The sequence below is a fragment of the Flavobacterium terrisoli genome (assembly GCF_030167905.1).
In the GTDB taxonomy this organism is placed as follows: Bacteria; Bacteroidota; Bacteroidia; order Flavobacteriales; family Flavobacteriaceae; genus Flavobacterium; species Flavobacterium terrisoli.
The window spans coordinates 65,014-91,940 of sequence record NZ_JARGNA010000002.1 but is presented as its reverse complement, the minus strand read 5'-3'; the positions used below and the strand labels follow the sequence as shown (position 1 = coordinate 91,940).

Sequence of the window (26,927 nt, the reverse complement as noted above, 5' to 3'; positions counted from 1 at the left end):
ACGTTTGAGTTCTGTCGCTCTTACTTTTTAATAAACTTCGTATGTTTGCATACACTTTAACAAGATGCTGAAAGTCCAGAACATTTCCTTTTCCTATAAAGAAAAACCAACGCTTCATTCCCTTTCTTTTGAATTGGAAAGAGGCAAAAACCTAGCGGTAATCGGCGAAAGCGGTTGCGGTAAAAGCACCTTGCTCAAATTGGTTTATGGTTTGTATGATTTGGATTCCGGGCAGATTTTCTGGAACGACAATGAAGTTTTGGGACCCAAATTCCATCTGATTCCCGGAATGGAATATATGAAATACCTAGCGCAGGATTTCGATTTGATGCCTTTTATTACCGTGGCCGAAAATGTGGGTAAGTATTTGTCTAACATTTATGCCGATAAAAAGAAAAAGCGCATCGCTGAGTTACTCGAAATCGTCGAGATGAGTGAGTATGCCCATGTGAAAGCCCAATATTTAAGCGGCGGGCAAATGCAACGCGTGGCTTTGGCCAGGGTTTTAGCACTCGAACCCGAAGTGTTGATACTCGACGAACCTTTTAGCCATATCGATAATTTCAGAAAGAACAGTTTGCGCAGAAAATTATTTGCCTACTTAAAGGAAAAACAAATCACAACGATTGTTGCCACGCATGACAGTTCGGATGTGTTGTCATTTTCTGATGCCGTTTTGGTGATGAAAGAAGGTCAAATTATCGCTTCAGCCCAACCCGAAAATCTATATCAAAATCCAACTGACAAATACATAGCCTCACTTTTTGGCGATGTCAATGAAATCGAAATTGAGGGAAAAATGCAATATCTTTATCCACACCAACTCAAAGTAGTATCAAAATCTGAGATGAAAGTTCAGGTTGTCAACAGCTATTACAAAGGCAGTCATTATCTGATTGAAGCCATGTTAGGAAACAACATCATTTTTTTTGAAAACGACCTTGATTTTGAGAAAGATAGTCTGTTGTTTTTGGCGCTTAAATAAACGCTTCTATCACTATTCTTCAAAAAAACAGTATTTCGTGCCCTACTTTTTTAAAAGATACCTAATTTTGAGGTTCTGTTTTTAATAAATTGATAAATATGTTCCACTCCAAAATAACAGGTTTAGGTTTTTACGTTCCGGATAATGTGGTGACCAATGATGATTTGGCCAAAATTATGGATACCAATGACGAATGGATTCAGGAAAGAACCGGAATCAAAGAAAGAAGGCACATCAAAAGAGGCGAAGACACTACGACTTCCATGGGTGTAAAAGCTGCCAAAATTGCCATAGAACGTTCGGGTGTTGCCAATGAAGACATTGATTTTATTGTATTCGCTACGATTTCTCCCGATTTTTATTTTCCGGGACCAGGCGTGGCTTTGCAAAAGGAATTGGATTTAAAAACCATCGGTGCCTTAGACATCCGCAATCAATGTTCGGGCTTTGTCTATGCGCTTTCTGTGGCCGATCAGTTCATCAAAACCGGTATGTATAAAAACATCTTAATCGTCGCTTCGGAGTTGCAATCGTTAGGATTGGACATGACCGACCGAGGCAGAGGTGTTTCGGTGATTTTTGGCGATGGCGCCGGCGCAGCGATGCTGAGCAGGGAAGAAGATTTGACCAAAGGCGTTTTGTCAACCCATTTGCATTCGGAAGGGGAACATGCTAAAGAACTAGCAGTTTTAGCTCCGGGAATGGGCGGCCGATGGGTAACTGAAATTATCGCCGATAACAATCCGAATGATGAGAGTTATTTTCCTTATATGAACGGACAGTTTGTGTTTAAGAATGCGGTGGTTCGTTTCAGCGAGGTGATTAATGAAGGTTTACAGGCCAATAATCTGGAAGTTTCCGATATCGATTTGTTGATTCCGCATCAGGCGAATTTGAGAATTTCCCAGTTTATCCAGCAGAAATTCAAACTAACCGACGATCAGGTGTTCAATAACATACAAAAATACGGTAACACGACTGCGGCTTCCATTCCGATTGCGTTGACGGAAGCTTGGGAACAGGGCAAAATCAAGGAAGGCGATACCATTGTTTTGGCTGCTTTCGGTAGCGGATTTACATGGGCAAGTGCAATTATCAAATGGTAAGACACCAATCATATAAATAAAAAAAGCCAAACTTTACGTTTGGCTTTTTCATAACAACTAACTCAAATAATCTATGTGATATTTATAAAAGGCCACCACTACCTTGTGTCTCATTCTGATCTCTTTGTTTGCGTTGCATAGCAGCGTTTTTGCCACCACCAAACATATAATTGAATCCGATGTAGTAAGTTTGACTTTCCCAGAAAAATGCTCCGGTTTGTCTGTAAGGGATGCTTCCGTCAAAGGCAAAATTCATGGTGTCAAAAACGTCATTCATTCTCGCTGTAATGCTTCCTTTTCCTTTTAGGATGGTATAAGTTGAACCAATATCCATTTTGTACATTGGTTTTCTCTCAAACTGTAAGCCTAAATCTCTTCCTCTGTACATCGCAAATAAATTGAATCTCAATTTTTTTGTCGCAACAAAGTTGTTGTTCATTCTCGCGTTGAAGGTAGTAACATCTGCTTCAGCTCTTTCCTGCTCTTGAGTATTGGCATTTTGAACTGTTCCTCTTACGGTTTTAAAATAAGCATCCGAACTGGCATTTACTGACCACCAAGATGTTAATTTCAAATTCGCTGAAATTTCAGTACCAATAGCATGATTGTTATCAAAATTGTCATAAGAAATGATATCCTGACTGTTATTATCCGGGTTTTTGTAAATCACCCTGCTGATTTCATCATTGATTTGTCTGAAGAATACACCCATGGTAACCGAACCGATTTTAGTGGTTCTGGTATAATTGGTTTCAAACGAATTGGTGAATTGTGGCTCTAATTCAGGATTTCCTCTTGACTCTACCAATGGTGTTGTCCATTCTCTGATTGGGCTGATTTGGCCAATGCTTGGTCGGTCAACACGTCTTGAAAAGTTGAAATTGAAAGAGTCTTTGTCACTCGCTTTGTAATTGAAAAACAAAGATGGATAAACAGAGAAAATATCGTCTTTGATTGTACTTTGATCATTGATGTTTTGCTCCGGATTTGAAGTCGAAGTCACTACATTGGAAAAATCACCATCGATATCATATAACTCTAAACGAACTCCGGCCTGAACACTCCATTTTTTCCATTGTTTCCCGAGATTGGTATAAAACGAATGGATGTTTCTGGTAAATTCAAAATTGGAATTTCCGAATCTGTCGTAAGGTACAGAAGGCTCGCTTACGGTTTCATCAAAATCATTAGTGATTCTTTGAATACGGGTTTCAGCACCGATTTCCAATTTAACCGTTTCCGATAACGGATTTACATAATCCAGGTTGACTTGTAAAGAATTGGTTTCACGCGCAATGTCATTATTGGTTGACCTTGTTGAGGTTGGATTTTGTTGTGTGTAGGCATAGTCAGTATTTTCAGGACTATTGGTATTCGAAAAATTCGCTTGAAAATCTAAAGTTTCTCCTTTTTTGGTAAAGTCATGTTTGTACGCCAGATCATAAGTCTGGGTATGGTTTTCAGTGTCAGAATCAGAAATTTGTCTTGAATCTCTTAGCAATCCGCTGTTGTAATCAACATTGGTATAACCAATTCCGCCACCATTTACAATGTTTTGACTGGTATAAAATGAAAGGCTGTTTTTCTCATTGATGTAATAATCCATTCCTAATTTAATCAGGTGCGATGTATTCATGTTTGAACCACCAAATTCCTGGTCGTTTTCCAATGTTGGCCTAAAACTGTGAATGTAACCGTGGTTTTCATTCTTACCGTGATTGAAACCATAGTTGGTATAGAAATTCACTTTTCCCACTTTGTAGTTTAAATTCAAAGCCGTATTTACTTTCGGAGTTACCCCAAAAGTCACACCCGAATTGAGGCTTCCGTTAAAACCTTCCTGAGAGTTTTTGTGTAAAATGATGTTGATGATACCGCTCATTCCTTCCGGATTGTATTTGGCAGAAGGATTGGTAATCAATTCAATTTGCTTGATAGATGAAGAAGGAATTTGTTGTAGTAATTGCGCCGGATCAATATTCGATGGTTTTCCGTCAATCAAAACCCTAACATTAGAATTTCCTCTTAAGCTCAATTCTTTGGTTTGCGGGTCAACGCTAACCGTTGGGATATTGTTCATGATTTCGGAGGCCGTATTTCCCGAAGCGATTAAATCCTTTCCAACGTTTACTACTTTTCTGTCGATTTTTTGTTCGATGGTTGAACGTTCCTTTACGATTTCAACACCCGATAATTCAACCGCTTCTTCTTCAATGGAAATGGTATTCAGATTGGCTGTTTTATCGTTTTCAGATAAAGTAACGACTTGGGTAACTTTTTTGTATCCCATAAATTGGAATTCTATAGTGTATTTTTTTAAGGCCAAACCTTTAATGGAAAAGCTTCCGTTTTCCTGAGTGATTCCACCGGTAACAATTTTAGAATCATCTAAAACGGATACGTTTACATAAGGAATCGGTTGTTTGCTGTTTTTATCTATTACTTTCCCCGTGATTACACCATTTCCCGGTGAGTTTTGAGCGATTAGAATAGAAAAATTGGTAACGAATAAAAGAAATAATAATTTTAATTTCATTTTGCTTTACTTGATGTTTAATTGTTTTGAGGTTTATTTATTACAGGAATAGACTAAAATTGCGTTTAATTGTTACACTAAAAAGCAAAAAACTCTCAAAATATTTTGAGAGTTTTTTAGGAATATATAGTTAAGGGGTTTTATCGTTTCATCGCAAAGTGCGATCTGAATTCCTGATTGACTTGGTTTTCATCGGTATAACTAACCGTAAACCAATAATCATCTGACGGCATCATGTTGCCATTGTAAGTTCCGTCCCAACCGTATCCGCTTGGTTTGATCTGGGTAATTATTTTTCCGTATCGATCAAAAATGATGATCGTTGCGGTTGGTTGGTTGGCTAAATCTTTAATATTCCAGCTATCGTGAATGCTATCACCATTTGGTGTGAAGTATTTTGGATAGTTGATCACAATCACCTGAATGGTTGTTGAACCACAACCGTTTTTATCTCTTACGGTAACAGTGTGAATACCTGAAGCCACATCTTCAAAAACCGGACTGTCCTGGAAGACACCTTGATCCAATTGGTACTCAAAATTATTGCCTTGTCCTGTAGCAGTAACATGGATTGATTGTGTGTCTGCAAAATCGTCCACTACTTCGCAAGTAACCACGGCCGGTTCAGAAGGCGTAACGTTTACATTTATCGGTTCGGATACACAGCCTGTAGCAGTTCTGGTTACCACCAAGGTATATACTCCCGGTAAAATTGCGGTAAAATTGGCTCCCGTTCCAACAGTTGTTCCGGTTTCATTTGTCCAAACGAAAGTGTGACCAGATGTTGTTAAACCACTATGGATAGTGTAAGGATTCAATAGCGTTTGGGTTTCACTGTCGAAACAGATGATACCGTCAACCGGTGTTGGTCTTGGCAATGCATTTACAATTATTGTTATTGGTTTGATATCAAAACAACTGGTCGCTAATGTATTGCTAACCCTAACATATACTGTCGTAAGTGTAGTGCTGGTAATTGGACTGGATAGGTTTGCGGCATCAGCCATAGTAGCATAATAGGCAATGCTAAATTCGCTTCCGGTTTGAGCACCTAAAACAGTGGCTGACAAATTGGTTAAATTAAACGAAGTCACGCCATCATTGGTTCCGTCTTCATCACAAACAGTTCTTTGAGCAGCCGGAACAGCATTCGCTATCGGTGTGTCAATTATGGTTACGGTGAATGAAGTTTCATCAGTACAACTTGGTGTAAAAGGAGAAACGGCATAAACATAAACGGTTTGAGAAGTTGAAACTGTAGTTCCGGCGTTTAGCATTACGCCAGTACCGTTTGGTCCTGTAAAATATCTTCCGACCGTTAATGCCGGTAAAATATAGCTCTCACAAATGGTCACATTCGGTACATTGTCTACATTGAAAATGGTAACATTGAAACTGATTTGACTTGAACAATCCGGTGAAGTGTTCGTATGGGCATAAACATAGATTGTCTGGCTTGAAGTGATTGCATCACCTGCATTTAGTAAAGTTCCGGTAGCGTTTGGTCCGGTATAGTAATCACCAACAGTCAAAGGTGCCAATGTATAAGAATTACAGGCAGAAATGTTGGCCATGGCCGGAATTACCGGGGTATGGTTAATGGTGACATCAAATGAAGTCTCATCAATACATGAGAAAGAGGTTCTGATTTCAGATTCTTTAAAAATGTAAATGGTCTGAGAAGTCGTTATCACGGTTCCGGGTAAAATTTCTGTTCCGGTTCCGGTTGGTCCACCAGATTGGGTGAAATATCTATTGCTTACGGATAATGTAGGTAAAGTATAACTATCACAGGTTGTTACATCAGCCAGTTCATCGGCAGAAGTAGTAAATATATTGATCTCAAAACTATTTTGTGCAGTACAAACAGGTTCAGTTGTCCCTGAAGTAGCATAAATGTAAATTCTTTGTGAAGTAGTGATAACAGTTCCGCCGGGTAGCATATCACCGGTACCATCAGGTCCTGTGAAATAATTTCCGACTTGTAAAGCAGTCAAAACGTATTGGTCACAAATATCAATGTCAGATCTTGAACTAATCGCCGGTAGCGGATTAATAGTTACTGTAAAGCTCGATTGATTAAAACAATTAGCGTTTAGTCTTTTAAAGATATAAAGCGTTTGCGTAGAAAGGATAACGTCTCCAGGATATAACATCGTTCCTGCGCCGTCAGTTTCTGTATGATATTCACCATTGGTTAATGCCGGTAAAGTATAACTTTCACAAACCGAAACATCGCTTAAAACATCAATATCCGGTTGTGAGATATTCAAAGTAAAGAATAAATTATCGGTACAGTTTGCTCCGCCACTTGTTGTTGGAGCATAAATATATACTGTAGCGCTTGAATTGATTACTGTTCCTCCCGGAATTAATTGCCCTGTTCCCATTGGTCCGGTGTAATAATTTCCAACCGGTAATTGTGGCAAAGTATATCCGTTACATTGCGAAATGTTTTGAGGTTGGGCTATGCCAATCACTACTTCAAAAATATCCTCACTCGTACAAGGAGTAGCGCCTGAAGTTGTGCCAAAAACATAGATGGTTTGTGTTGTGGTAATTTGAGTTCCTGCAGCCAATTGAGTTCCGGTTCCACTTGGTCCGGTGAAATAGTTTCCAATTGTCAATGCCGGTAAAGTATAAGAAGTACAATCAAAAACATTAGGTCTTTCGCCAACTTCAATAGTCGGTAATATTGTAACATCAAAACTTGAATCAACAATACAAACAGGAGGTGTTTCTGTTACAAAATAAAAATAGATGGTTTGTGACGAACTGATTACTGTTCCGGCAGGGATTTCTGTTCCTGTTGCGCCCGGACCGGTATAATATTTTCCTAATTCCAATGCAGGTAAAGTATAGCTTCCACAATTGGTTACGTCATCAGGAGTTAAGTCAGATACATCAATAACGGTAACTTCAAATGAACTGCCATTACCACATGTTCCGGGTCCGCCCGGTTGGTTATAGATATATATGGTTTGTGTTTCCGTAATAATATCACCGGCAAACATTGGTGTTCCAGTTCCGTTTGCCGCTGAGAAATAGTTACCATTGGTAAGTGGAAGCAAAGTATAGCTGTTACAAACTATTACATCTTCCAAAATATCGACATCCGGAATTGGATTGACAATCAAATTAAAGCTGGTAAGGCTATAACAACCCGGATCGATTGTATTATAAACCCTTACATAAATCGTTTGACCGGATGAAAGGAAAGTCCCGGCATTTCCAATAGGGCTAATGTCATTGGTTGCATTGTTTAAAGATGTGTAAAATCTAACGGTATAAATACTGGTTGACTGTCCACCCAAAATAAAAGGTCTTAAACTTGTTAAGTTAAAGCGGGCATCCGTTCCGGTTTCCGGTCTGGCACACATAACCAAATCCTGTGGCTGGTTGGCTGTAGGTGGTGGCGCCACAAGCAAATCAAACGATTTGACCCTGAAACAGCCGTTTGGCAATTGAATTCGGACATAGATGGTCTGATTTCCCGGGCTAACATATTGTAAAGTCAACGGATTAAGATTATTATCCGCATCGTTTTGGGAAACATGATAAGATACTATAGTGGCAGGATCCAATCCTTGTTTTACTCTGTCGGTATTTAAGTCCAGGTTATAGGTGTAATTTGTTGCTGCTGTATCACATTTGTAAAGGTCGAATGGATTCGGTGATGAAATCTCAGAATAGTATTCAATGGTTACCGAATCTGATACCGGTTGGCAAAAATTCGTGTTATTGGTATAATTTACCGTATAAGTTCCCGGTTGATTGATTACTAAATTTGGACTCGTTTCACCAGCAAGGGTTGAACCGTTTCTTTCCCAGGTAAAAGTATAATCTGATGCTGGCAAATTAGTGTTTATAGTGTGTGTAGAACCATAGCACAATGCCGTATTACTTGATGTGGTCAAATCCAATCCTAAAACGTCTTGCCCGATATTAAAAGTATCAGACGATATAAAAATGGCAGAATCCGATTCTGGATCTAACCTGTCAGCGATGACCAATTTAATATGATATGGAACTCCCGGTGTTAAGACAGACGCAGCTGTCAAAACACTGGTCTGGCCGTTGAAGTTAATCGGAGCACCTGCAGCATTTGAACCACCATTAAAACTTCCGAAGTATTGAGGGTTGACCGAAGGACATGAGGAATTATATAAAAAATCCCTGATTGTAATTACAGAAATAGGATTATTGGTATTCGGAACAACCGCCAAGTTGGTTGTTATGCCCGTATTCATATTGGTCAATAAGAAAGCAAATGCATCTGAATACTGACATTGAAAGTTACCATACTCTTCTGAAGCAAAGATAAAGTCAAAACTGAAATTGGGTGAAATAGGCGTAAAGTCAAATTCCAACACTGTTGCATTTTTAGAAACCATTGAAATTCCCGCTGCTGCTAAAGTAGCTTCAAGCGCTGTATCTCCGGGCCAAGATGTTGAACCGTCATTTAACAATGAAGTGTTTGGTCCTGGTGCATTCATTGCATTTCCGGTACTCAATACAACACCACTTTGCATTGGAAAAGTTGGATTGGTATTTTGAAAGAAACCAATCCCGTTAGACGAACCAAAGTTGGTTCCTGTACTCGAGGTTACATTGGTAGCCGAAACACAGGGAGAATTGATCAAAACATTGTTAACCAATTGGGGTACAGTGTAGGTAGTTGAACTCACTGTTATCGGCTGTGAGAAACCGAGCGCGGTGATTAAGAATAGTGCAAATAGTAATAACTTTTTCATGATTTGGGATTTTGACAAAGCAAATATGAATGATATTATCGTTTAAATGCAAAAAAAATCGATGAAACACATAATATTTTATTTTATTTAAGATTAATTCTTACAAATAGATAATTTTAACTTATAAAATATTCGAAATTATAATCCAAAACCAATTCCTGAAATTTATATTCTAATGTTTATCTTTGCCAACCAAAAAGAAATTACAATGAAGCTTTCACAAATTTTAACCAAACACATTCAAGTTGCTATTCAGGAATTATTCAGCGTTACCGTTGACAGGGTTGAGTTCCAATTGACTCGCAAAGATTTTGAAGGTGATATTACGATGGTTATTTTTCCTTTGCTGAAAGTAATCAAAGGAAACCCGATTGAAATAGGGACTAAAATAGGTGATTATCTTGTGACTAATGCGGAAGAAGTCGTTCGTTTTAATGTGGTTTCGGGCTTTTTGAATATTGTCGTTTCTGATGATTATTATTTGAATTTCTTCAACAATATTAAAAGTAATGAGGATTTCGGATTTGTTTCGGCTACGCCAAATGCTAAAGCGGTAATGGTGGAATATTCTTCCCCAAATACTAACAAACCGTTGCATTTAGGTCACGTTCGTAACAACCTTTTGGGTTATTCGGTGGCAGAAATTATCAAAGCCTCAGGCAAAAAAGTATACAAAACCCAAATCATCAATGACCGTGGAATCCACATCTGTAAATCGATGTTGGCCTGGCAGAAATTTGGCGAAGGCCAAACACCTGAATCTGCTGGATTAAAAGGCGATAAGTTGGTTGGGAATTTCTATGTGAAATTTGATCAGGAATATAAAGCCCAAATCAGTGAATTAATTGCTCAGGGAAAAACCGAAGACGAAGCCAAAAAACAGGCGCCGATTATTTTGGAAGCCCAGCAAATGCTATTGGATTGGGAAGCCGGAGATGAAGATACAATAGCACTTTGGAGTATGATGAACCAATGGGTTTATGACGGTTTTGCCCAAACCTATAAAAACTTAGGTGTTGATTTCGACAGTTATTATTACGAAAGCAATACGTATTTATTAGGAAAAGAAGTCGTTCAGTTTGGTTTGGAAAAAGGCATATTCGAAAAAGATCCTGACGGTTCGGTTTGGATTGATTTAACCGAAGATGGATTGGACAGAAAAATCGTGTTGCGTTCTGATGGAACAGCGGTTTATATGACGCAGGATATCGGAACGGCCATCCAGCGTGTGAAAGATTTTCCGGATGTCGGTGGAATGGTTTACACCGTTGGAAACGAACAGGATTATCACTTCAAAGTATTGTTCTTAATCCTGAAAAAACTCGGATTTGACTGGGCGGAAGATTTGTATCACTTGTCATACGGTATGGTGGAATTGCCTTCAGGAAAAATGAAATCACGTGAAGGAACAGTGGTTGATGCCGATGATTTGATGGAAGAAATGACTGAAACCGCCGGAAGAATTGCAACAGAATTGGGAAAATTGGAAGGTTATTCCGCGGATGAAAAAGCCAAACTATTCAAAACGATTGGTCTTGGTGCTTTGAAATATTATATCTTAAAAGTAGATCCAAAGAAACAAATTCTCTTCAACCCGGAAGAATCGGTTGATTTCGCTGGAAACACCGGTCCGTTTATTCAATATACTTATGCACGTATCCAATCGATTTTGCGCAAAGCCAATTTTGATTTGAATGTGAACACAACTGCCATCGAATTACATGAAAAAGAAAAAGAATTGTTGAAACAAATCGAACTTTTCCCTGAAGTGATTCAAAATGCGGCCAACAATCACAGTCCGGCTTTGATTGCCAATTATACGTATGAATTGGTTAAGGAATACAACTCGTTCTACCAATCGGTTTCGATTTTAGGCGAAGAAAATTTAAATAAGAAAACATTCAGGGTTCAACTTTCCAAAAAGGTTGGCGAAACGATAAAATCAGCATTCAGGCTACTGGGAATTGATGTTCCGGAAAGAATGTAAAAAATATAAAGGCTGAATTTTCAGCCTTTTTTTATGCTAAAAACTGAGCTTTACATTAAAGTTCGGCGTCACTTCCAAAGAAAAAGTATCAACGCTTTCGACCGTATTATTGTTAGGATTCACTCTGTAAAAACGATTCAGGCTGTTTTCATGGTCAAATAAGTTGAGTACCGACATTGCCGTTTGTAAAGTCAGTTTGTCGTTTAGTTTCCAATTTTTTGAGGCTGAAAAATTAAACTGAATATAATCCTTTAATTTTGAATTGTTGGGCGAATTGTAAACGATGTTAGGATTGGCATCCGTTACCGTAAAAGAAGTTGGCGTGGTAATCGGTTTTCCGGTATGCCACTTGGTTCCCAAAGCCAATTTAAACTTTTTCCATTCATAAATTCCTGCCCAGGAAATGGCATGGGTAATCGCATAGTTGTTGGGAAAAGTAGTGTCGGATAAAGACTCAAAATCATATCGATTGTCATTATAGGAATAACTCAGCCAAGTGTAAAATCGATTAAGAGTCTTTTGGATTAAGAATTCTGTACCAATTACCTGATAATCACCAATGGTTTTTTCCAACTCAAATTGGTTCTGAAAACCCTGACTGCTGCTGGTGATTCCGGTTATTTTTTTGTAGAAATTATCCAAAGTCAACAACCAATTGTTCTTTTTATAACTAAATCCCAATGATATCTGATTACTCTTTTGTATCGGAATGGTTGAATTGTTGGCCAAAGTCCATCTTCGTTTTTCCACCCCTAAAAAATCCTGTTGCAGGTCAATAATTTGGGAAAGCGTTTGGCTTTTTTGTTCGCCCAAAATTTCCAATCGCAACTCAGAAGTCAACGCCTGATTGAACTGAAGCCGCGGTTCCAAAAGAAAGAAATCAAACTTATCAAAGTAATTCGCCCGCAAACCGGCTTTTAAAAATGTCTTTTTGTTTTCGGTTTCAAAAACACCTTCTGCGATTCCAACATGCGTCAGTAAAACATTGGTAATCGTTCTCGAGAATAGCGGCAGATTGACTTTGTCAAAATTGGTCACGCCGGTTTCATTGAATTGGTAGCCGGAATTAAAAATAATTTGTTTTGAAATTTGATTCGAATGCCCAACTTGAAATCCGGTGTCAAGTACTTTGTTCTTTTGTTGTAAAATCTGATTACTTTCCAAAGTTTCATTAGTCGAATTCAAATCATAACTTGAAAAATAACCTTTGAATTCTGTTCTGTGTTTTGGATTCCAACGGGTTTTCCATTGTATCGTGGCACCAAAATTCTCCTGTTCCAAAGCGCTGTTTCTGTTCAAATCAGTAGAATATTGATTGAACTGTAAAGTGTTTTCAATGGCGATGATGTCAATATTCAAGTCGTTTTCACCTATTTTTTGCTGAAACTGTGCTGTAATATCATAAAAATAAAAGGCTACATTGCTTTTGTAATTCACAATTTCATTGTTATTCAAATCGGTAATCACGGTATTCTGGAAAATACGATTGCTGTAATTTCGATACGTCGGCGATTTAAAAAAATCGGTCAGCGAACGCCTGCCCGACAAAGTCAGATTGGCCTTCTCCGAGACTTTTAATTTGGTATAAAACTCTGAGCTGATGAGGTTGGTGCTGATGCTGCTGTTGGTTTCCTCGACAATATTGGTTCGGGAAGAAATGTCGACCAAACTCGAAACACTTTCACCAAAAAAGGCTGAACTGCCATTCTTAGTAATCGAAATGGTTTGTGCCAAAGAAGGATTAAAAGCAGAAATCAAACCAAAAAAATGCCCGGTTTGAAACATTCGGATGCCGTTCCAAAGAAATAGGTTTTGGTCATGTGTTCCACCACGAACATTGATATTAGAAATCGTTTCGTCTATACTGATGATGCCGGGAACCTGTTGCATGGTTTGCAGGACATCGGGTTCGGTTAAACCCGGTAAAATGCCAAATTTTCTTGGTTTTACTTCAATCGAGCCATCACTTTTTCTGCTGATTCCGGTGGCCAGATACTTCTGCGCCACAACTTCCTCAAGGGTTTGCGTAATCGATTGTAACTTGAACTTCGGGCAGCTGGAAATATATAAATCTTCTGGATTGATGCTAAACGATTGATAACTCTGGTGTTGTACCGTTATCAAATTAGAGGAAACTTTTGGCAATTCAAAATACCCTTTTTCATTCGTAAAAACAGCAACAGCGGTTTTTTCAATTTTGAGTACGGCATTTTCAATGCCACTCCCGGTATCAGCGTCGACCAAAAACCCACAAAGCGGTTTGTCTAATTTTTGGTCGTTGAAAATCGTATAATATTTTTCAATTATCAGTTTGAATCCAAGTTTGGTTTCCTTTTTTAAGTAGTCAATTTTTTGTTCCAATGTCCAGGTTGCATCCGGGATAATAACGGAATAAACTGCAATTTCATCTTCAATATAACTGAATTTCACGTCATGTTGCTGAGTGATTTGGGCCAAAATATTTTTCAATGGAATGGCCTTCTTTTCTCCTTGCGCCAAACATTGGACCAACGAAAAAAGTAAAACAAAAAAGGAATAGACTAATCTATTTTTGAGCATCAACCGATTTTAAGATGATTCTGTTTTTACTCACTTTAGTAGGTTTCAAATGATAAGTTGTGGCCAAAATCTGCAAGGCAATATCAATATTTTCTGCCGGAATGGTTCCGGTGAATAATTGGGAATTGTCACTCGATTCTAATTCCAAAGTTACATTAAAACGACGCTCAAATTCACCTATGATTGATTTTAAATCTTCCTGATAAAAAACCATTTCATTATTGAGCCATTCCGGACTTTGAACTAAATTCTCCGGAATCGAAATGGATTTCCCATCTTCAAAAACAACGCTCATGCCTCTGGTAATCAATACTTCTTTGTCTTGATAATTCACTTTGACTTTTCCTTCATAACAAGTCACGTCAAATCGATTGTCGCGTTGTTTTACGTTGAACTGTGTTCCGAGAACAGTCACTTTCCCGAGCGATGTATGGACTTCGAATTTTTTGCCTTTGGCGACTTTAAAATAAGCTTCACCATTCAATTCAAGTCTTCGGTGGTTGTCCCAATTCCATTTATTATATTCAATTTTGGAACCGGAATTTAAAACTACTTCCGAATCATCGGGTAAAGTAAAAGTATTTTGAATGCCATTTTCAGCATATTCGGTTGAAGTGGCGAAGTTTTGGTAACCCAAAAACAATCCCAGACCAAGCACTAAAACCGCGGCAATTCTGAAAAACCAATTTTGGGTAAGCGAAATGGTTTTGATTTCTTTCTTTGGAGCAGCCAAAACTACAGCCAAAGATTTATCCTCATCAAAATGGGATGTTTCCAATTTCGATGAGTACTTTTTGATGTTTTCGTAAATGGCAAAGTCGGGCTGAGCACGGAATTCGGCCAATTCTTCCTCGGTCATTTCACCGGCAAGCCACTTTGCTAATTTGTAATCTTCTTCCATAATCTTCTGCATTTCAATACTGAAACAACTTTATTTAATTTTACCCTACTTAAAATGATCAAACTCTTTGCGCAATTCCAACAAAGCGACATGAATCCTTTTTTCCACCGCTTTGACCGAAATATCTAATTCGGCAGCGATTTCAGCATATTTTTTTCCATCGATTCGATGCATCAAAAAAGCCACGCGTTGGGTTTCGTTTAGTTTTTCAATGGCTTTTAATAGTTTCGACTTGAATTCGTCTTCTTCTAAGATAAACTCCGGACTTTCATTGGTAGTGTCTTTGTTTGGAACACTTTTGGCATAATTTAAAACCACTTTTTGGTGTGCAATCACATTCAGTGAAGCATTATTGGCAATGGTATATACATAAGATTTGGCTTTTTCCAGAGGAACATCGGCGCAGTTTTGCCACAATTTGATAAACGCTTCCTGGGTAATGTCTTCGGCTTGGTCTTCGTTGCCAAATTTGTAATAGAGATAATTCCGCAATGCTTTGGCATGACTTTTAAAAAAGTTGGAAAAAATAATTTCCTTGCAAATTCCTGATAATTCCTCTTTTGACATACAATTTTGTGGCTAAGTCTTTGGTAAAAATAATTATTTTTTTCAACTAAAGTAGGGTAATTTTACGATTGCTTGTTTTACTTTCAAACCAACCCGAACCAATAGGCAAACGGAGCGGAACTAAACCTTTATTCTTATGAAAACATTGCGATACATAATCTTTGGCTTTATACTTCTCTCTCTCGGCAGTTGCCAAAAAGAAGAAGAAACCATTATTCAGGACGATACCCAAACTTTTGTGAACGATTCTCCGATAGCGGGTTTGTTGTCGAGAACTTCCCAAAATCCAACGTCAATTGATAATGTATTAGACAATTCGAGTTGTTTCAGCGTTCAATTACCCGTGACGGTAATTGTAAACGGACAACAGATTACGGTAACTAACGAAGCCGATTATCAAACGGTTCAAACCGCAATTGACGAATTTTCAAATGATGATGATTTGGTGAATTTTGTGTATCCGATAACGATTCAATACCAAAATTTCCAAACACAAGTACTCTATGATGCAGATGATTTAGATGAGGCGCTGGACGAATGTGGCGAAGATGACGGTTTTGATGAAATTGACTGTATTGCTTTGGTTTATCCAATAACCATCAATGTTTATGATAGTAATAATCAGTTGGCCGATACCGTAACGATAACAAGCAATAGTAACCTATTTAATTTTTTAGCCAATTTGGGCAATAACATTTACGTAGCTATTAATTATCCGATTTCTGCTGTGAATTCAAATGGAGATACGGTTGTGATTAATTCAAACAGCGACCTCGAAAATTTTATTGACGATTCCATTGATGATTGTGATGATGATAATTCAGGAAGCGGAAACGCCGAATCAACCCTGGCACAAATCATCATAGACGGAAGTTGGAATATTTCGTATGCTGAGTATGATAATCAAATTGATACCAATTATTACAACGGTTATAATTTCACCTTCAATAACAATGAAACCGTTTTGGCTCAAAGAAATAGCTCAACAGTTGAAGGTGATTGGGATATCAACGACGAAAATGGTTATCTGAGACTGAGCCTCAATTTTGACGGTTCTTCATTGGAAAATTTAGAAACCAATTGGCGCGTAATTGAATTTACACCAACCATTATCCGATTAAAAGACCAAAACAGCGATAGTACAGACTATCTGACTTTTACTAAAAACTAAATACTAACCTATTAAATTTAAAACAATGAAAAAGTTAATTTTAATTCCGGCCTTATTTTGCCTGTTCATGCTAAACGTTGCCTCAATGTGCAGCTCCGATGATGATAATTCTTCTTCCCAGGATCCGACACCGGTAATCAATACAGCAACCGATGGAACCTGGAGAGTGACCAGTTATGTAGATTCAGGAAATGATGAAACCAATCATTTTACAGGATACAATTTTACTTTTGCTTCAGGCAATGTATTAAGTGCTACCAATGGTACCAATACGTACACAGGAACTTGGTCGGTTACTTCTGATGATAGTGACGATGATAATCCAAGCAGTGATTTAGATTTTAATATTGCTTTTGCTTCTCCGGCAGACTTCGCTGATCTTAGCGATGATTGGGACATAGTATCTTATTCAGCCACGACGATTTCATTAATTGATATCAGTGGTGGAAATGGTGGAACCGACACCCTAGTTTTCACAAAGAATTGATTTGTTATTGAGATTAATTTATTGAATGAAGCCATCCTTATAAAAAGGGTGGTTTTTTTATTTGGTCAGGCATAGAAGTTCTAAATCAAATCCTTAAATTTGCACTTCATAAAAACAAAGCTTGCCATTATGTTCAATAATTTAAGTGAGAAACTAGATAAAGCATTACATGTCTTAAAAGGACATGGAAAAATCACCGAAGTCAATGTAGCCGAAACTTTAAAGGAAGTACGTCGCGCACTACTTGATGCCGACGTTAATTTTAAAATTGCCAAGGATTTTACCACTAGAGTTAAAGACAAAGCCATTGGTGAAAATGTATTGACAACATTACAACCGGGACAATTGATGGTCAAAATCGTAAAAGATGAATTGACCGAATTGATGGGTGGAGATGCAACCGGAATCAATTTGTCCGGAACGCCATCGGTTGTTTTGATGTCAGGTTTGCAAGGTTCGGGTAAAACGACTTTCTCAGGAAAGTTGGCCAATTACCTCAAAACCAAAAAAGGAAAGAAACCATTATTGGTAGCCTGTGATATCTACCGTCCGGCGGCAATTAACCAGTTGCATGTAGTAGGTGACCAAATCGGCGTTGAAGTATATTCTGAACCTGAGAATAAAAATCCGGTACAAATTGCACAGAACGCGATTCAGCATGCTAAATCAAATGGATATAATGTAGTGATTGTCGATACGGCTGGTCGTTTGGCTATCGATGAGGAAATGATGAACGAAATTGCCAATGTGCATGCGGCAATCAAGCCACAGGAAACTTTGTTTGTAGTGGATTCGATGACTGGTCAGGATGCCGTGAATACAGCAAAAGCGTTTAACGACAGATTGAATTTTGACGGGGTTATTTTAACCAAGTTAGACGGCGATACCCGTGGCGGAGCTGCGATTTCGATTAAATCGGTGGTGGATAAACCAATCAAATTCATCGGAACCGGTGAAAAAATGGAAGCCATTGATGTGTTCTATCCTTCGCGTATGGCGGAAAGAATCCTTGGAATGGGTGATGTTGTTTCCTTAGTGGAAAGAGCACAAGAACAATACGACGAAGAAGAAGCGAGAAAACTCCAAAAGAAAATCGCCAAAAACGAATTTGGTTTTGATGATTTCTTATCCCAAATCCAACAAGTGAAAAAAATGGGTAACATGAAAGACTTGGTGGGTATGATTCCAGGAGCCGGAAAAGCATTGAAAGATGTAGAAATTGAAGACGATGCGTTCAAACATATAGAAGCAATCATCCACTCGATGACACCCTTGGAAAGAACCAAACCGGCTGTTATTGACATGAAAAGAAAAAACAGAATCGCCAAAGGTTCGGGAACGAAAATAGAACAAGTAAACCAATTGCTGAAGCAATTCGACCAAATGAGTAAAATGATGAAGATGATGCAAGGTGGCGGAGGCAAGAACTTGATGCGCATGATGGGCGGCATGAAGGGCATGAGATAACAAGGTAAAGACGCGATTCATCGCGTCTTATTTTTTTATAATATAACACAACATTATAACTACATGGAATTATTAGACGGAAAGAAAATCTCCAACGACATCAAGATGGAAATCACGGCTGAAGTGAATAAAATGAAAGCCAATGGTGAAAAAGTACCTCATTTGGCGGCAGTCATTGTAGGGAATGACGGTGCGAGTTTGACGTATGTTGGGAGTAAGGTAAAAGCCTGTGAATTGGTTGGTTTTGAATCGACTTTAATCAAAATGCCAAGTACCACTTCAGAAACCGAATTGCTGAAAAAAATTATAGAACTCAATGAAAATGACGATATCGATGGTTTCATCGTACAGTTGCCTTTGCCAAAACAAATTGATACCCAGAGAGTGTTAATGGCGATTGATCCAAGTAAAGATGTTGATGGTTTCCATCCGGAAAACTTTGGGAAAATGGCGTTGGATATGACGACTTTTATTCCGGCGACACCTTTCGGGATTTTGGAATTGTTAGAAAGATACAATGTGGAAACCAAAGGAAAACACACGGTTGTAATTGGAAGAAGCCATATCGTTGGCCGTCCAATGAGTATTTTGATGGGCAGAAAAGGTTTTCCCGGAAATTCAACAGTTACCTTAACACACAGTTACACCAAAAATATAGCGCAAATCACCACACAAGCCGATATCATTATCACTGCTTTGGGTGTGCCCAATTATCTGAAAGCCGAAATGATCAAAGATGATGCGGTGGTAATTGACGTAGGAATCACACGTGTAGCCGATGATACTGATCCAAGAGGTTACCGAATTACCGGTGATGTTGATTTTGAATTTGTGTCCAAAAAAGCATCATTCATTACGCCGGTTCCCGGTGGCGTAGGGCCAATGACGATTGCGATGTTGTTGAAAAACACGCTACTCGCCCGAGAACAGAAACGATTAAGATTAGAATAAAAAAATCCTGAGTGACAACTCAGGATTTTTTATTTTTACCGTTTTTATATTGGACTTTTTCCACCACTTGGACTTTCGGCGCTTGCTTCTTTTTGTCTTTTGGATTAAAAGGTTTTTTCTTCGAATCTGTATTAGGCTTTGGCTTAAAGTCAGACTTAGTCTTAAATTCCGCTTTAGGCTTTTCAGCAATGTTTTTCTTTACCGCTTCCTGATTTTGTTTAATCACATCCATCGCGTTTTTCGGTGCTTCTTTGGTACCACGCAAATAAATCACCAATCCGTTTAAAAAGTTACGCAAAACCTGGTCACCACATTCTACATATTTTGGATGATCGGCATTGCGAAAAAAATTTCCGATTTCACCTTTCGACATGCGAAAATCAACCAATTTCAAGATGTCTTCGATTTGGTCATCTCTTAATTGTAATGCGACACGGAGTTTTTTGAATATATCGTTGTTGTTCATTTGTCTGAAATTAGAAAAGCCAAAGGTACGCCTTTTTAAAATTCTCCCGCCACAATTTTTCGTTGTGTTGTCCGCCTTTGATGATAACTTTCTTATTGAGTTTTTTGCATTCGCAACGCTTGGTGTTGACCCATTTCTCCACATTTTCCATATCGGGAATGACATCGGCATCGCCTTCATTATCGCCACAGAGAAAATAAACTTTGGTTTTGAAATTTTCAGTTTTGGCCATTAATTCATTCAGGTCTTTTCGGCAAAACCAAAATGAAGGCGAGAAGCAACCCACTTTTCCAAAGATTTCAGGATATTTTAGCGCTGCATAAAACGAAACCAATCCGCCAAGCGAACTTCCCATGATGGCGGTGTTTTTTGCATTGGTTTTAGTTCGGTAAATGGCGTCAACTTTTGGTTTTAGCGTATTGACAATAAAATCTAAATAGTCATTGGCTTTGCCACCGGCATATTTTGGATGCGGATAAGGCGTCAGTTCTTCAATACGCTTGTCTCCGCCGTGTTCAATACCTATCACAATGACTTGGGCGTTGATGCTGTCCAAAGTTTCATCCACATTCCATTCGCCTACATAAGAAGTTTTGGCGTCGAATAGGTTTTGGGCATCATGCATATAAATGACAGGATACTTTTTGGCGGAAGCCAAATAATCTTTGGGTAAATAGACCCAAATTTTTTTGGTAGTTTTAAGTTGTGGCGCATCCAGAGTAAAAGTCGATACTTGTTTACTGGCGGTGCTTTCCTGAGCAAAAGTATTACCAAAAAGAAAACAAAAAAGTAAAAGGTAAACGGTTTTCAAATCACTTAGTTGTTGGTTTCTGTCTTGGTCTCAGTTTCTTTGTTCTCTTCTGGATTGTCTCGATTCTTTTTCCTCTTTTTTTCGTCCTTTTTTTCCGGTTTTTGGATTTTTAGCAATTGGTATTTTTCCTTTTGTGCAGGGTTCAGATAACTCATGAGCGTTTTCTCTAATTTTTCCTGTATGGATCTCATTTCAGCGTTTTTTTCATCGTCTGAATAGTCACTTTTTGACACTATATCCATTCTTTTGCTTGTTGAAATCAACTCATTTTTAAAGGCGATATATTGTAGTTCATCAAGTGATAAGTCACTTTTCAAATGTGACATATAAATCTCGATTTTTTCAACCCTGTTTTTTTCGATTTCCGCCGGCGATGGCTCTTTGGGCGTTTGTTCTGTAGTTGGTGTTCTGTTATCCCTGATTACTCCCGGTCCGGCACTGGTTCTGTAACCATTTCCATAACCATATTGAGCATTAACATCAATGGCAAAAAAGAGAAACAAAAGGAATATTATTTTAACGATTTTCATTGTTTAAATTTTAAAAAGTAAAATTAACTAAAATTATGCCATACCAATGTTAAAAAATAAATGTTTATGGTTTCTCAAAAAATTATATTTTAGCATAAAAATTATCTAATTGATGGACAAACACGAAGAAAAATTGACCTTATTGGCTGAAATGATTGCTTTTTCAGTGGTTGACGGAAAACTTCACGAGAGAGAATATCTTTTTCTGACGATGATTGCCGAGGAGCTTCAGGTAACTGATGAAGATTTCAAAGCTTTGTTTCATCAGGAAAATTACCCGGTGGTAATCAAATCAGAATTTGAACGCATCCAACAATTCTATCGTCTGGCATTGTTGATGCACTGTGATGGTGTATTGCACGAACGCGAACAGATTAAGATTCATGAAATCGGAATCAATATGGGATTGAATCCTCATGCCATTAAGCGCGTATTGAAAGCCATGGAAACTTCTCCGGACAAAATGATATCGGCAGAATTTTTACTCGAGGTTTTTCAGGAACAGTTGAATTAAACTACTGTTACATTCTTACCCAGCGTTTTGAATCGGACTCCGTTTTCTTGTTCAACAGTGATGGTAATGTGACCTGTTTTGCTGGTGTTAATATCCCGAACCGTACCCGATTTTCCGATATGTGTTCCTCCGATTACTTTACAGTGGTCACCGTCTTTTAAATTTTCTGTTTTCATAAAAGCATTATTTAGACAATTCCTTCTCAAAAGCCTTTCGGATTCCACCTCTAAAAGTCACTTCTCCGCAATAGGCATATCCTAACTTTTCTAAAATTTTAAGCATCGGAATGTTGTCAAAATTAGTATCTACTTTGATGCTAAAGATATTGTTGGCTATGGCTAAATCCTCCGTAGAAAGAAAAATTTTCTGAGCCAAGCCTTTGCCTAAAAAGTCATCTGAAATGGCCACTCTGTGCAATACCACAAAATCTCCATTGGTCAGCCAGGTTCCTTTGAGATGTTCATACGCAGGTTCATCATTGAAAAGGATCGCGGCATAACCGGCAACGGTGTCGTTATCCATTAAAACATAACCAATGCCTTTGGCAATATCCTGCTGAATGACAATCTCATTAGGGTAACCATCCTGCCATTGTTGACTTCCGTCTTTTTTTCTGCGTATAATGGCCTGCTGGAGGATTTTCCATACCTGTGGTATTTCTGAAATGGTTGCTTTTCTAAAATTGTAATTCATTTTTTAATGTAAGGTTATTGAGCCAGCAACTATATCCTTTCCTGCAACGCCTGAATCTCATCTCTCAATTTCGCTGCCTGCATAAAGTCTAAGTCCTTGGCCGCTTTTTCCATCGCTTTGCGTGTTTCCCTGATTTTCTTTTCTATTTCGGGTTTGGATAAGTACAAACTTTCAGGTTCGGCTGCTTTGGCAATTTTGTCTTCAAAATATTGTGTAGAAACCGAATTGTTGCTCAAGGCATTGCCCAAACTTTTGTTCAGCGCTTTGGGTTCCAAATTGTGTTCGGTGTTGTAGGCCATTTGCTTGCCACGACGGTAATTGGTTTCGTCTATGGTTTTCTGCATGCTGTTGGTGATTTTATCTGCATACATAATCGCTTTGCCGTTGACGTTTCGCGCTGCGCGGCCTACGGTTTGTGTCAACGAACGATGGCTGCGCAGAAAGCCTTCTTTATCGGCATCCAAAATCGCTACCAAAGACACTTCGGGTAAATCCAAACCTTCACGGAGTAAGTTCACGCCAATCAAAACATCAAACAAACCTTTGCGCAAATCCTGCATGATTTCCACCCGTTCCAAAGTATCCACATCGGAATGAATGTACCGACAACGAATCGAAACTTTGGTCAGGTATTTGGTGAGTTCTTCCGCCATTCTTTTGGTTAAGGTAGTGACCAAAACACGTTCGTCGGCTTCACATCTTACTTGAATTTCTTCTATCAAATCATCTATCTGGTTCAAACTCGGACGCACTTCAATCACCGGATCCAATAATCCCGTTGGGCGAATGACCTGTTCGACATAAATCCCTTCCGATTTTTGCAATTCATAATCCGCCGGTGTTGCCGAAACATAAACCACTTGGTTTTGCATGCTTTCGAATTCCTCAAACTTTAACGGACGGTTGTCCATCGCGGCCGGCAATCGGAAACCGTATTCCACTAGGTTTTCTTTTCGGCTTCGGTCACCGCCATACATCGCATGAACCTGCGAAATCGTCACATGGCTTTCATCGACCACCATCAGATAATCATCCGGGAAATAATCGAGCAAACAGAAAGGACGCGTTCCGGGAAGTCGTCGGTCTAAGTATCTTGAATAATTCTCAATTCCGGAGCAATAGCCCAATTCACGTATCATTTCCAAATCGAAATTGGTGCGCTCTTCCAAACGTTTGGCTTCGAGATGTTTTCCGATTTCCTTAAAATAATCGACTTGTTTGACCAAGTCTTGTTGGATATCCCAAATCGCAGCCTGTAAAACATCGGGAGATGTCACAAACATATTGGCTGGATAAATATTAAGTTTTTCGTATCGCTCAAAAACTTTGGCAGTTTTTGGGTCAAAAGCTTCAATTTCTTCAATTTCATCGCCAAAGAAATGCACGCGGAACGGTTCGTCTGCATAGCTCGGGAAAATTTCCACCGTGTCACCTTTGATGCGGAATGTTCCGGGAGTGAATTCGGCTTCGGTTCTCGAGTATAGACTTTGCACGAGACGGTGTAACAGTTTGGTTCGCGAAATCATTTGGTTTTTCTCAATCGAAATCACATTCTTTTGGAACTCGACCGGATTTCCGATACCGTACAAACAAGAAACGGAAGCCACAACCAAAACGTCTCTTCGTCCCGATAATAGGGCAGAAGTGGTACTCAAACGCAGTTTCTCCAATTCGTCATTGATGGACAAATCCTTTTCTATAAAAACGCCGGTCACCGGTATATAAGCTTCGGGTTGGTAATAGTCGTAATACGACACAAAATATTGTACCGAATTGTTTGGGAAAAACTGCTTGAACTCGGAATACAACTGCGCCGCCAGGGTTTTATTGTGTGCCAAAACCAAGGTCGGTTTTTCCACTTCCTGAATCACATTGGCCATTGTAAAGGTTTTTCCGGAACCGGTAACCCCTAAAAGCGTTTGGTATTTTTCACCATTGGTTATTCCGGCGACTAATTTGTCAATTGCCTGTGGTTGATCACCAGTGGGTTTGTATTCTGATACGACTTGGAATTTCATTTTTTGAAGTTATGGAGTCGCTAAGTTACAAAGTTAAAAGCAGAATATTTATACTTTTAACTTTGAACTTAATGAAAAACTCCGCTTACTTAAACTGGAATGCCAAGGTAACAATATGCGAACTCAGGCCATTATTTCTGGTGTAATAACCATATCGCAATTCTAAACTATGGATTCTTTTAATGTTAAAAACACCTTTATCACTGTCGGTTAAATGATAGCCTAATCCAATCATATGACTGCTAAATTTAGACAAGTCATAATCACTGGTGTAAAATTCATCGTTCAACTGATGCTGGTAAATCGGTTTAAAGTATTTGGCCGAATTTTGCGCATAAAAGCGATAGGGTAATGACAGTGAAGAAAAAGGAGTGAGTTTAATACTCGGTTCAATACTAACGGTATGTGCACTAATGTTCCAATTGTCATAATAGTAGCGGTAATAGGTGCGTAATATAATCCTATCGGTTAAATAGTAATTCGCTCTTACACCCAACGGAATCTTGAATCGGGTAGAAGGCAATTTTTCGGAACGCACAGAGCTGTCTTCAAAATAAACCCTATTGAATTTTGTGGCCAATAATCCTTCCTGATAACCAAGATCTGCCAAAAATGCCATTTGGAAGTTTTTATTGACGACTTGTGATAAGGTCAATCCTAAATTATAAGAAGTCCTTGGTTTCGAATCCAAATGATTGGCTTCGTCATCGGATGGATTGTCTCTTAATTCGATAGGCAAAATAACCTTCCAGGTATCAAAAAAAGCCATTCCCTTTACGGAGAATTCTCGATTATTGTCTTTGGATGTTTTGGTAAATCCAAGATTGGCTCCGATAGAAGTATAATCAAATTCTGCAGAGAATGAAACCCCGGCATTCAAGACATATTTCTTTTCCGTATTGGTGTAATTGTAATTGGCGGAAGGATAAATCCTGATGTCCTGATACGAAGCAGAGGAAACGGTACTTGGGTCAATGTTGTCGGATGAGGCAGAAGTATAACTGTCGATGCCTAAATTCAAATCCAATCCGTGAATGTTATTTTTTTTGTCTTTTTTGGATAAAATAACTTCAAAGTTAGTGGCGATGTCGGTTAGTTTTTCTGTTCCAACACCTCCGGTAACGGCTGAATTGTCACCGTCCTGTTTATAGTAACTCGAAATAAAATTAATCTCTTCCAGTTTTAATTTTTGCTTTTTATAGGTCGTGGGAATCGTATCTTTTTGAGATTGCGCTTTTCCCTGAAAAGAAAATAAAAAGGCTAATAATGCGGCAGATATGACTCTTTTTTTCATTGGAATAAATATTAATTACAACCGCATCCACCACCGGTTTTGCCACCATTGGCACCGGAACCGGCTTCTCGATAAAGTTGAAAAGTGTTTTCGAATTTTTCGGTTTTTTTGGAGGTCAATACCATTTCAGCATCGTTGATTTTAGATTTTTGATACTCTTTAACTGATTCACAGGAAGAGAGTAAACAGGTTAGGGCAATAATGGTGAGCAGTTTTTTCATGAGTTATTCGTTTAAGTGATGGTAATGTTTTTGGAAAAATAGGCCTTATCGTTATCGTCAATAAGAATGCAGCCAATGGTTTTTAACTGATTGATAAAATCGAGCCCAACTTCAATTCCCATAACCGTGACCGGAGTGGCCAAAGCATCGGCAATTTCGGCGTTATCGGCAATGATGGTTACGCTTTTGATGCCGGAGACCGGGAAACCCGTTTTAGGATCGATGGTATGTGAATATCGCTTATTGTCAATAACGACAAATTTTTCATAATTTCCCGAGGTTGCTACCGCTTTGTCGGTGATTTTAAAAGTAGAAAAGATTGATTTTCTTTGGTTTGGATCAGCAACACCAATCGTCCATGGTTTTCCATTTTCCTGATAACCCCAGGCGGATAAATCTCCTGAAGCATTTACAATCCCGCTTTTGACATTGCTTTCCAATAATTTTCTTTTGGCCATTTCGGCAGCATATCCTTTTCCAATTCCGCCAAAACCAATCCGCATACCTTTGTTTTTCAAGAAAACGGTTTGATTGTTTTCATCCAGAATAATGTTCTCATAATTGATCAAAGCCACCGATTTTTTGGCAGTTTCAGCATCGGGTAATGAAGTCATGTTCAAATCAAAATTCCAAAATCGTTTGTCAATGCTGCCATAGCTTAAATCAAAAGCGCCTTGTGTGATTTTAGAAATAAACTGGCTTCTTTTGATCAGCTGAAACACTTCTTCATTCACGGCAACAGGCTGAATACCTGCATTCTGGTTTATGGCGTAGGTAACGCTTTCTTCTGAAAAAGTAGTCAACAGCGCTTCTATTCTTTTAATTTCATTAATCGCTATTTCAAAAAGCTCCTGAGCCACAGCTTCATTTTGCTCAATCAAAGTGAACTCAAACTGATTTCCCATTAAC

The 26,927-nt window shown here is 38.5% G+C and carries 22 protein-coding genes; 8 read left to right on the top strand and 14 right to left on the bottom strand.

The genetic code is table 11. The features are described 5' to 3' along the window. Positions 1-64: 64 nt before the first annotated feature. Positions 65-985, top strand: coding sequence for an ABC transporter ATP-binding protein (locus tag P1K33_RS02490; protein WP_284651279.1), 921 nt, complete (start codon positions 65-67; stop codon positions 983-985). A 98-nt stretch (positions 986-1,083) separates the two neighbouring features. Next, positions 1,084-2,091 carry a 3-oxoacyl-ACP synthase III family protein gene (locus tag P1K33_RS02485; protein WP_284651278.1) on the top strand — a complete coding sequence of 336 codons (1,008 nt, stop codon included), beginning with the start codon at positions 1,084-1,086 and terminating at the stop codon, positions 2,089-2,091. 82 nt (positions 2,092-2,173) lie between these two features. Here the strand turns inward: P1K33_RS02485 and P1K33_RS02480 are convergent, their stop codons facing one another. Continuing rightward, positions 2,174-4,627 (bottom strand): TonB-dependent receptor, encoded by a 2,454-nt coding sequence (locus tag P1K33_RS02480; protein ID WP_284651277.1) that lies wholly within the window; start codon positions 4,625-4,627, stop codon positions 2,174-2,176. Between the two features lie 140 nt (positions 4,628-4,767). Continuing rightward, entirely contained in the window at positions 4,768-9,381 is a 4,614-nt protein-coding gene (locus tag P1K33_RS02475; RefSeq protein WP_284651276.1) for a T9SS type B sorting domain-containing protein, read from the bottom strand. Between the two features lie 208 nt (positions 9,382-9,589). Here P1K33_RS02475 and argS point away from each other — a divergent pair, with 208 nt between their 5' ends. Beyond that, positions 9,590-11,368 (top strand): arginine--tRNA ligase, encoded by a 1,779-nt coding sequence (gene argS, locus P1K33_RS02470; RefSeq protein ID WP_284651275.1) that lies wholly within the window; start codon positions 9,590-9,592, stop codon positions 11,366-11,368. A 36-nt stretch (positions 11,369-11,404) separates the two neighbouring features. Here the strand turns inward: argS and P1K33_RS02465 are convergent, their stop codons facing one another. From P1K33_RS02465 to P1K33_RS02455, 3 genes are read right to left on the bottom strand one after another with little or no spacing between them, the layout of a single operon-like run. Next, entirely contained in the window at positions 11,405-13,927 is a 2,523-nt protein-coding gene (locus P1K33_RS02465; RefSeq protein WP_284651274.1) for a TonB-dependent receptor, read from the bottom strand. Continuing rightward, positions 13,914-14,828 carry a FecR family protein gene (locus P1K33_RS02460; protein ID WP_284651273.1) on the bottom strand — a complete coding sequence of 305 codons (915 nt, stop codon included), beginning with the start codon at positions 14,826-14,828 and terminating at the stop codon, positions 13,914-13,916. Before P1K33_RS02460 ends, P1K33_RS02465 begins: the two co-directional genes overlap by 14 nt. Before the next feature lie 45 nt (positions 14,829-14,873). Next, positions 14,874-15,395, bottom strand: a complete 522-nt coding sequence (locus P1K33_RS02455; protein WP_284651272.1) for an RNA polymerase sigma factor — start codon at positions 15,393-15,395, stop codon at positions 14,874-14,876. 136 nt (positions 15,396-15,531) lie between these two features. On the opposite strand from P1K33_RS02455, the gene P1K33_RS02450 reads away from it, so the two are divergent. The 4 genes from P1K33_RS02450 (at position 15,532) to P1K33_RS02435 (ending at position 19,471) form a co-directional block, all read left to right on the top strand. Continuing rightward, entirely contained in the window at positions 15,532-16,566 is a 1,035-nt protein-coding gene (locus P1K33_RS02450) for a hypothetical protein (RefSeq protein WP_284651271.1), read from the top strand. Between the two features lie 25 nt (positions 16,567-16,591). Further along, positions 16,592-17,053: a hypothetical protein gene (locus P1K33_RS02445; protein WP_284651270.1), complete on the top strand. Its 462-nt coding sequence runs from the start codon at positions 16,592-16,594 to the stop codon at positions 17,051-17,053. 129 nt (positions 17,054-17,182) lie between these two features. Then, positions 17,183-18,520, top strand: a complete 1,338-nt coding sequence (ffh, locus tag P1K33_RS02440; RefSeq protein WP_284651269.1) for a signal recognition particle protein — start codon at positions 17,183-17,185, stop codon at positions 18,518-18,520. Between the two features lie 63 nt (positions 18,521-18,583). Beyond that, positions 18,584-19,471 carry a bifunctional 5,10-methylenetetrahydrofolate dehydrogenase/5,10-methenyltetrahydrofolate cyclohydrolase gene (locus P1K33_RS02435; RefSeq protein ID WP_284651268.1) on the top strand — a complete coding sequence of 296 codons (888 nt, stop codon included), beginning with the start codon at positions 18,584-18,586 and terminating at the stop codon, positions 19,469-19,471. A 19-nt stretch (positions 19,472-19,490) separates the two neighbouring features. On the opposite strand, the gene P1K33_RS02430 is transcribed toward P1K33_RS02435, so the two are convergent. The 3 genes from P1K33_RS02430 to P1K33_RS02420 are packed head-to-tail and all read right to left on the bottom strand — an operon-like array spanning position 19,491 to position 21,278. Then, on the bottom strand, positions 19,491-19,937 hold the full coding sequence (locus tag P1K33_RS02430) for a DUF1456 family protein (protein WP_284651267.1): 447 nt from the start codon (positions 19,935-19,937) through the stop codon (positions 19,491-19,493). Between the two features lie 10 nt (positions 19,938-19,947). Then, the gene (locus P1K33_RS02425) at positions 19,948-20,748 is read right to left on the bottom strand and encodes an alpha/beta hydrolase (RefSeq protein ID WP_284651266.1); all 801 of its coding nucleotides are present in this window, start codon (positions 20,746-20,748) and stop codon (positions 19,948-19,950) included. Positions 20,749-20,753: 5 nt separating this feature from the next. Beyond that, positions 20,754-21,278, bottom strand: a complete 525-nt coding sequence (locus P1K33_RS02420; protein ID WP_284651265.1) for a hypothetical protein — start codon at positions 21,276-21,278, stop codon at positions 20,754-20,756. A gap of 112 nt (positions 21,279-21,390) precedes the next feature. On the opposite strand from P1K33_RS02420, the gene P1K33_RS02415 reads away from it, so the two are divergent. Further along, positions 21,391-21,792, top strand: a complete 402-nt coding sequence (locus P1K33_RS02415) for an excinuclease ABC subunit B (protein ID WP_284651264.1) — start codon at positions 21,391-21,393, stop codon at positions 21,790-21,792. Here P1K33_RS02415 and P1K33_RS02410 read toward each other — a convergent pair. From P1K33_RS02410 to P1K33_RS02385, 6 genes are all read right to left on the bottom strand, one after another. Then, a complete protein-coding gene (locus P1K33_RS02410) occupies positions 21,789-21,968 on the bottom strand; it encodes a KOW motif-containing protein (protein ID WP_284651263.1) in 180 nt (59 codons plus the stop codon). The genes P1K33_RS02415 and P1K33_RS02410 overlap by 4 nt on opposite strands. A 7-nt stretch (positions 21,969-21,975) precedes the next feature. Further along, positions 21,976-22,485 carry a GNAT family N-acetyltransferase gene (locus P1K33_RS02405; RefSeq protein ID WP_284651262.1) on the bottom strand — a complete coding sequence of 170 codons (510 nt, stop codon included), beginning with the start codon at positions 22,483-22,485 and terminating at the stop codon, positions 21,976-21,978. Positions 22,486-22,514: 29 nt separating this feature from the next. Next, positions 22,515-24,503 carry an excinuclease ABC subunit UvrB gene (gene uvrB, locus P1K33_RS02400; RefSeq protein WP_284651261.1) on the bottom strand — a complete coding sequence of 663 codons (1,989 nt, stop codon included), beginning with the start codon at positions 24,501-24,503 and terminating at the stop codon, positions 22,515-22,517. Between the two features lie 85 nt (positions 24,504-24,588). Then, positions 24,589-25,797: a DUF3570 domain-containing protein gene (locus P1K33_RS02395; RefSeq protein ID WP_284651260.1), complete on the bottom strand. Its 1,209-nt coding sequence runs from the start codon at positions 25,795-25,797 to the stop codon at positions 24,589-24,591. A gap of 11 nt (positions 25,798-25,808) precedes the next feature. Next, on the bottom strand, positions 25,809-26,018 hold the full coding sequence (locus P1K33_RS02390; protein WP_284651259.1) for a DUF4266 domain-containing protein: 210 nt from the start codon (positions 26,016-26,018) through the stop codon (positions 25,809-25,811). Between the two features lie 11 nt (positions 26,019-26,029). Continuing rightward, complete coding sequence (locus P1K33_RS02385) at positions 26,030-26,923, bottom strand: FAD:protein FMN transferase (protein WP_284651258.1); 894 nt, start codon at positions 26,921-26,923, stop codon at positions 26,030-26,032. Positions 26,924-26,927: the final 4 nt, after the last annotated feature.

What these genes read in the sequence shown, in the direction of transcription:
- P1K33_RS02460 (WP_284651273.1), bottom strand. Translation starts at nt 14,828, where the DNA reads ATGGAAGAAGATTACAAATTAGCAAAGTGGCTTGCCGGTGAAATGACC.
- P1K33_RS02480 (WP_284651277.1), bottom strand. Translation starts at nt 4,627, where the DNA reads ATGAAATTAAAATTATTATTTCTTTTATTCGTTACCAATTTTTCTATT.
- P1K33_RS02490 (WP_284651279.1), top strand. Translation starts at nt 65, where the DNA reads ATGCTGAAAGTCCAGAACATTTCCTTTTCCTATAAAGAAAAACCAACG.
- P1K33_RS02455 (WP_284651272.1), bottom strand. Translation starts at nt 15,395, where the DNA reads ATGTCAAAAGAGGAATTATCAGGAATTTGCAAGGAAATTATTTTTTCC.
- uvrB (WP_284651261.1), bottom strand. Translation starts at nt 24,503, where the DNA reads ATGAAATTCCAAGTCGTATCAGAATACAAACCCACTGGTGATCAACCA.
- P1K33_RS02410 (WP_284651263.1), bottom strand. Translation starts at nt 21,968, where the DNA reads ATGAAAACAGAAAATTTAAAAGACGGTGACCACTGTAAAGTAATCGGA.
- argS (WP_284651275.1), top strand. Translation starts at nt 9,590, where the DNA reads ATGAAGCTTTCACAAATTTTAACCAAACACATTCAAGTTGCTATTCAG.
- P1K33_RS02475 (WP_284651276.1), bottom strand. Translation starts at nt 9,381, where the DNA reads ATGAAAAAGTTATTACTATTTGCACTATTCTTAATCACCGCGCTCGGT.
- ffh (WP_284651269.1), top strand. Translation starts at nt 17,183, where the DNA reads ATGTTCAATAATTTAAGTGAGAAACTAGATAAAGCATTACATGTCTTA.
- P1K33_RS02390 (WP_284651259.1), bottom strand. Translation starts at nt 26,018, where the DNA reads ATGAAAAAACTGCTCACCATTATTGCCCTAACCTGTTTACTCTCTTCC.
- P1K33_RS02405 (WP_284651262.1), bottom strand. Translation starts at nt 22,485, where the DNA reads ATGAATTACAATTTTAGAAAAGCAACCATTTCAGAAATACCACAGGTA.
- P1K33_RS02395 (WP_284651260.1), bottom strand. Translation starts at nt 25,797, where the DNA reads ATGAAAAAAAGAGTCATATCTGCCGCATTATTAGCCTTTTTATTTTCT.
- P1K33_RS02420 (WP_284651265.1), bottom strand. Translation starts at nt 21,278, where the DNA reads ATGAAAATCGTTAAAATAATATTCCTTTTGTTTCTCTTTTTTGCCATT.
- P1K33_RS02465 (WP_284651274.1), bottom strand. Translation starts at nt 13,927, where the DNA reads ATGCTCAAAAATAGATTAGTCTATTCCTTTTTTGTTTTACTTTTTTCG.
- P1K33_RS02430 (WP_284651267.1), bottom strand. Translation starts at nt 19,937, where the DNA reads ATGAACAACAACGATATATTCAAAAAACTCCGTGTCGCATTACAATTA.
- P1K33_RS02415 (WP_284651264.1), top strand. Translation starts at nt 21,391, where the DNA reads ATGGACAAACACGAAGAAAAATTGACCTTATTGGCTGAAATGATTGCT.
- P1K33_RS02445 (WP_284651270.1), top strand. Translation starts at nt 16,592, where the DNA reads ATGAAAAAGTTAATTTTAATTCCGGCCTTATTTTGCCTGTTCATGCTA.
- P1K33_RS02450 (WP_284651271.1), top strand. Translation starts at nt 15,532, where the DNA reads ATGAAAACATTGCGATACATAATCTTTGGCTTTATACTTCTCTCTCTC.
- P1K33_RS02435 (WP_284651268.1), top strand. Translation starts at nt 18,584, where the DNA reads ATGGAATTATTAGACGGAAAGAAAATCTCCAACGACATCAAGATGGAA.
- P1K33_RS02385 (WP_284651258.1), bottom strand. Translation starts at nt 26,923, where the DNA reads ATGGGAAATCAGTTTGAGTTCACTTTGATTGAGCAAAATGAAGCTGTG.
- P1K33_RS02485 (WP_284651278.1), top strand. Translation starts at nt 1,084, where the DNA reads ATGTTCCACTCCAAAATAACAGGTTTAGGTTTTTACGTTCCGGATAAT.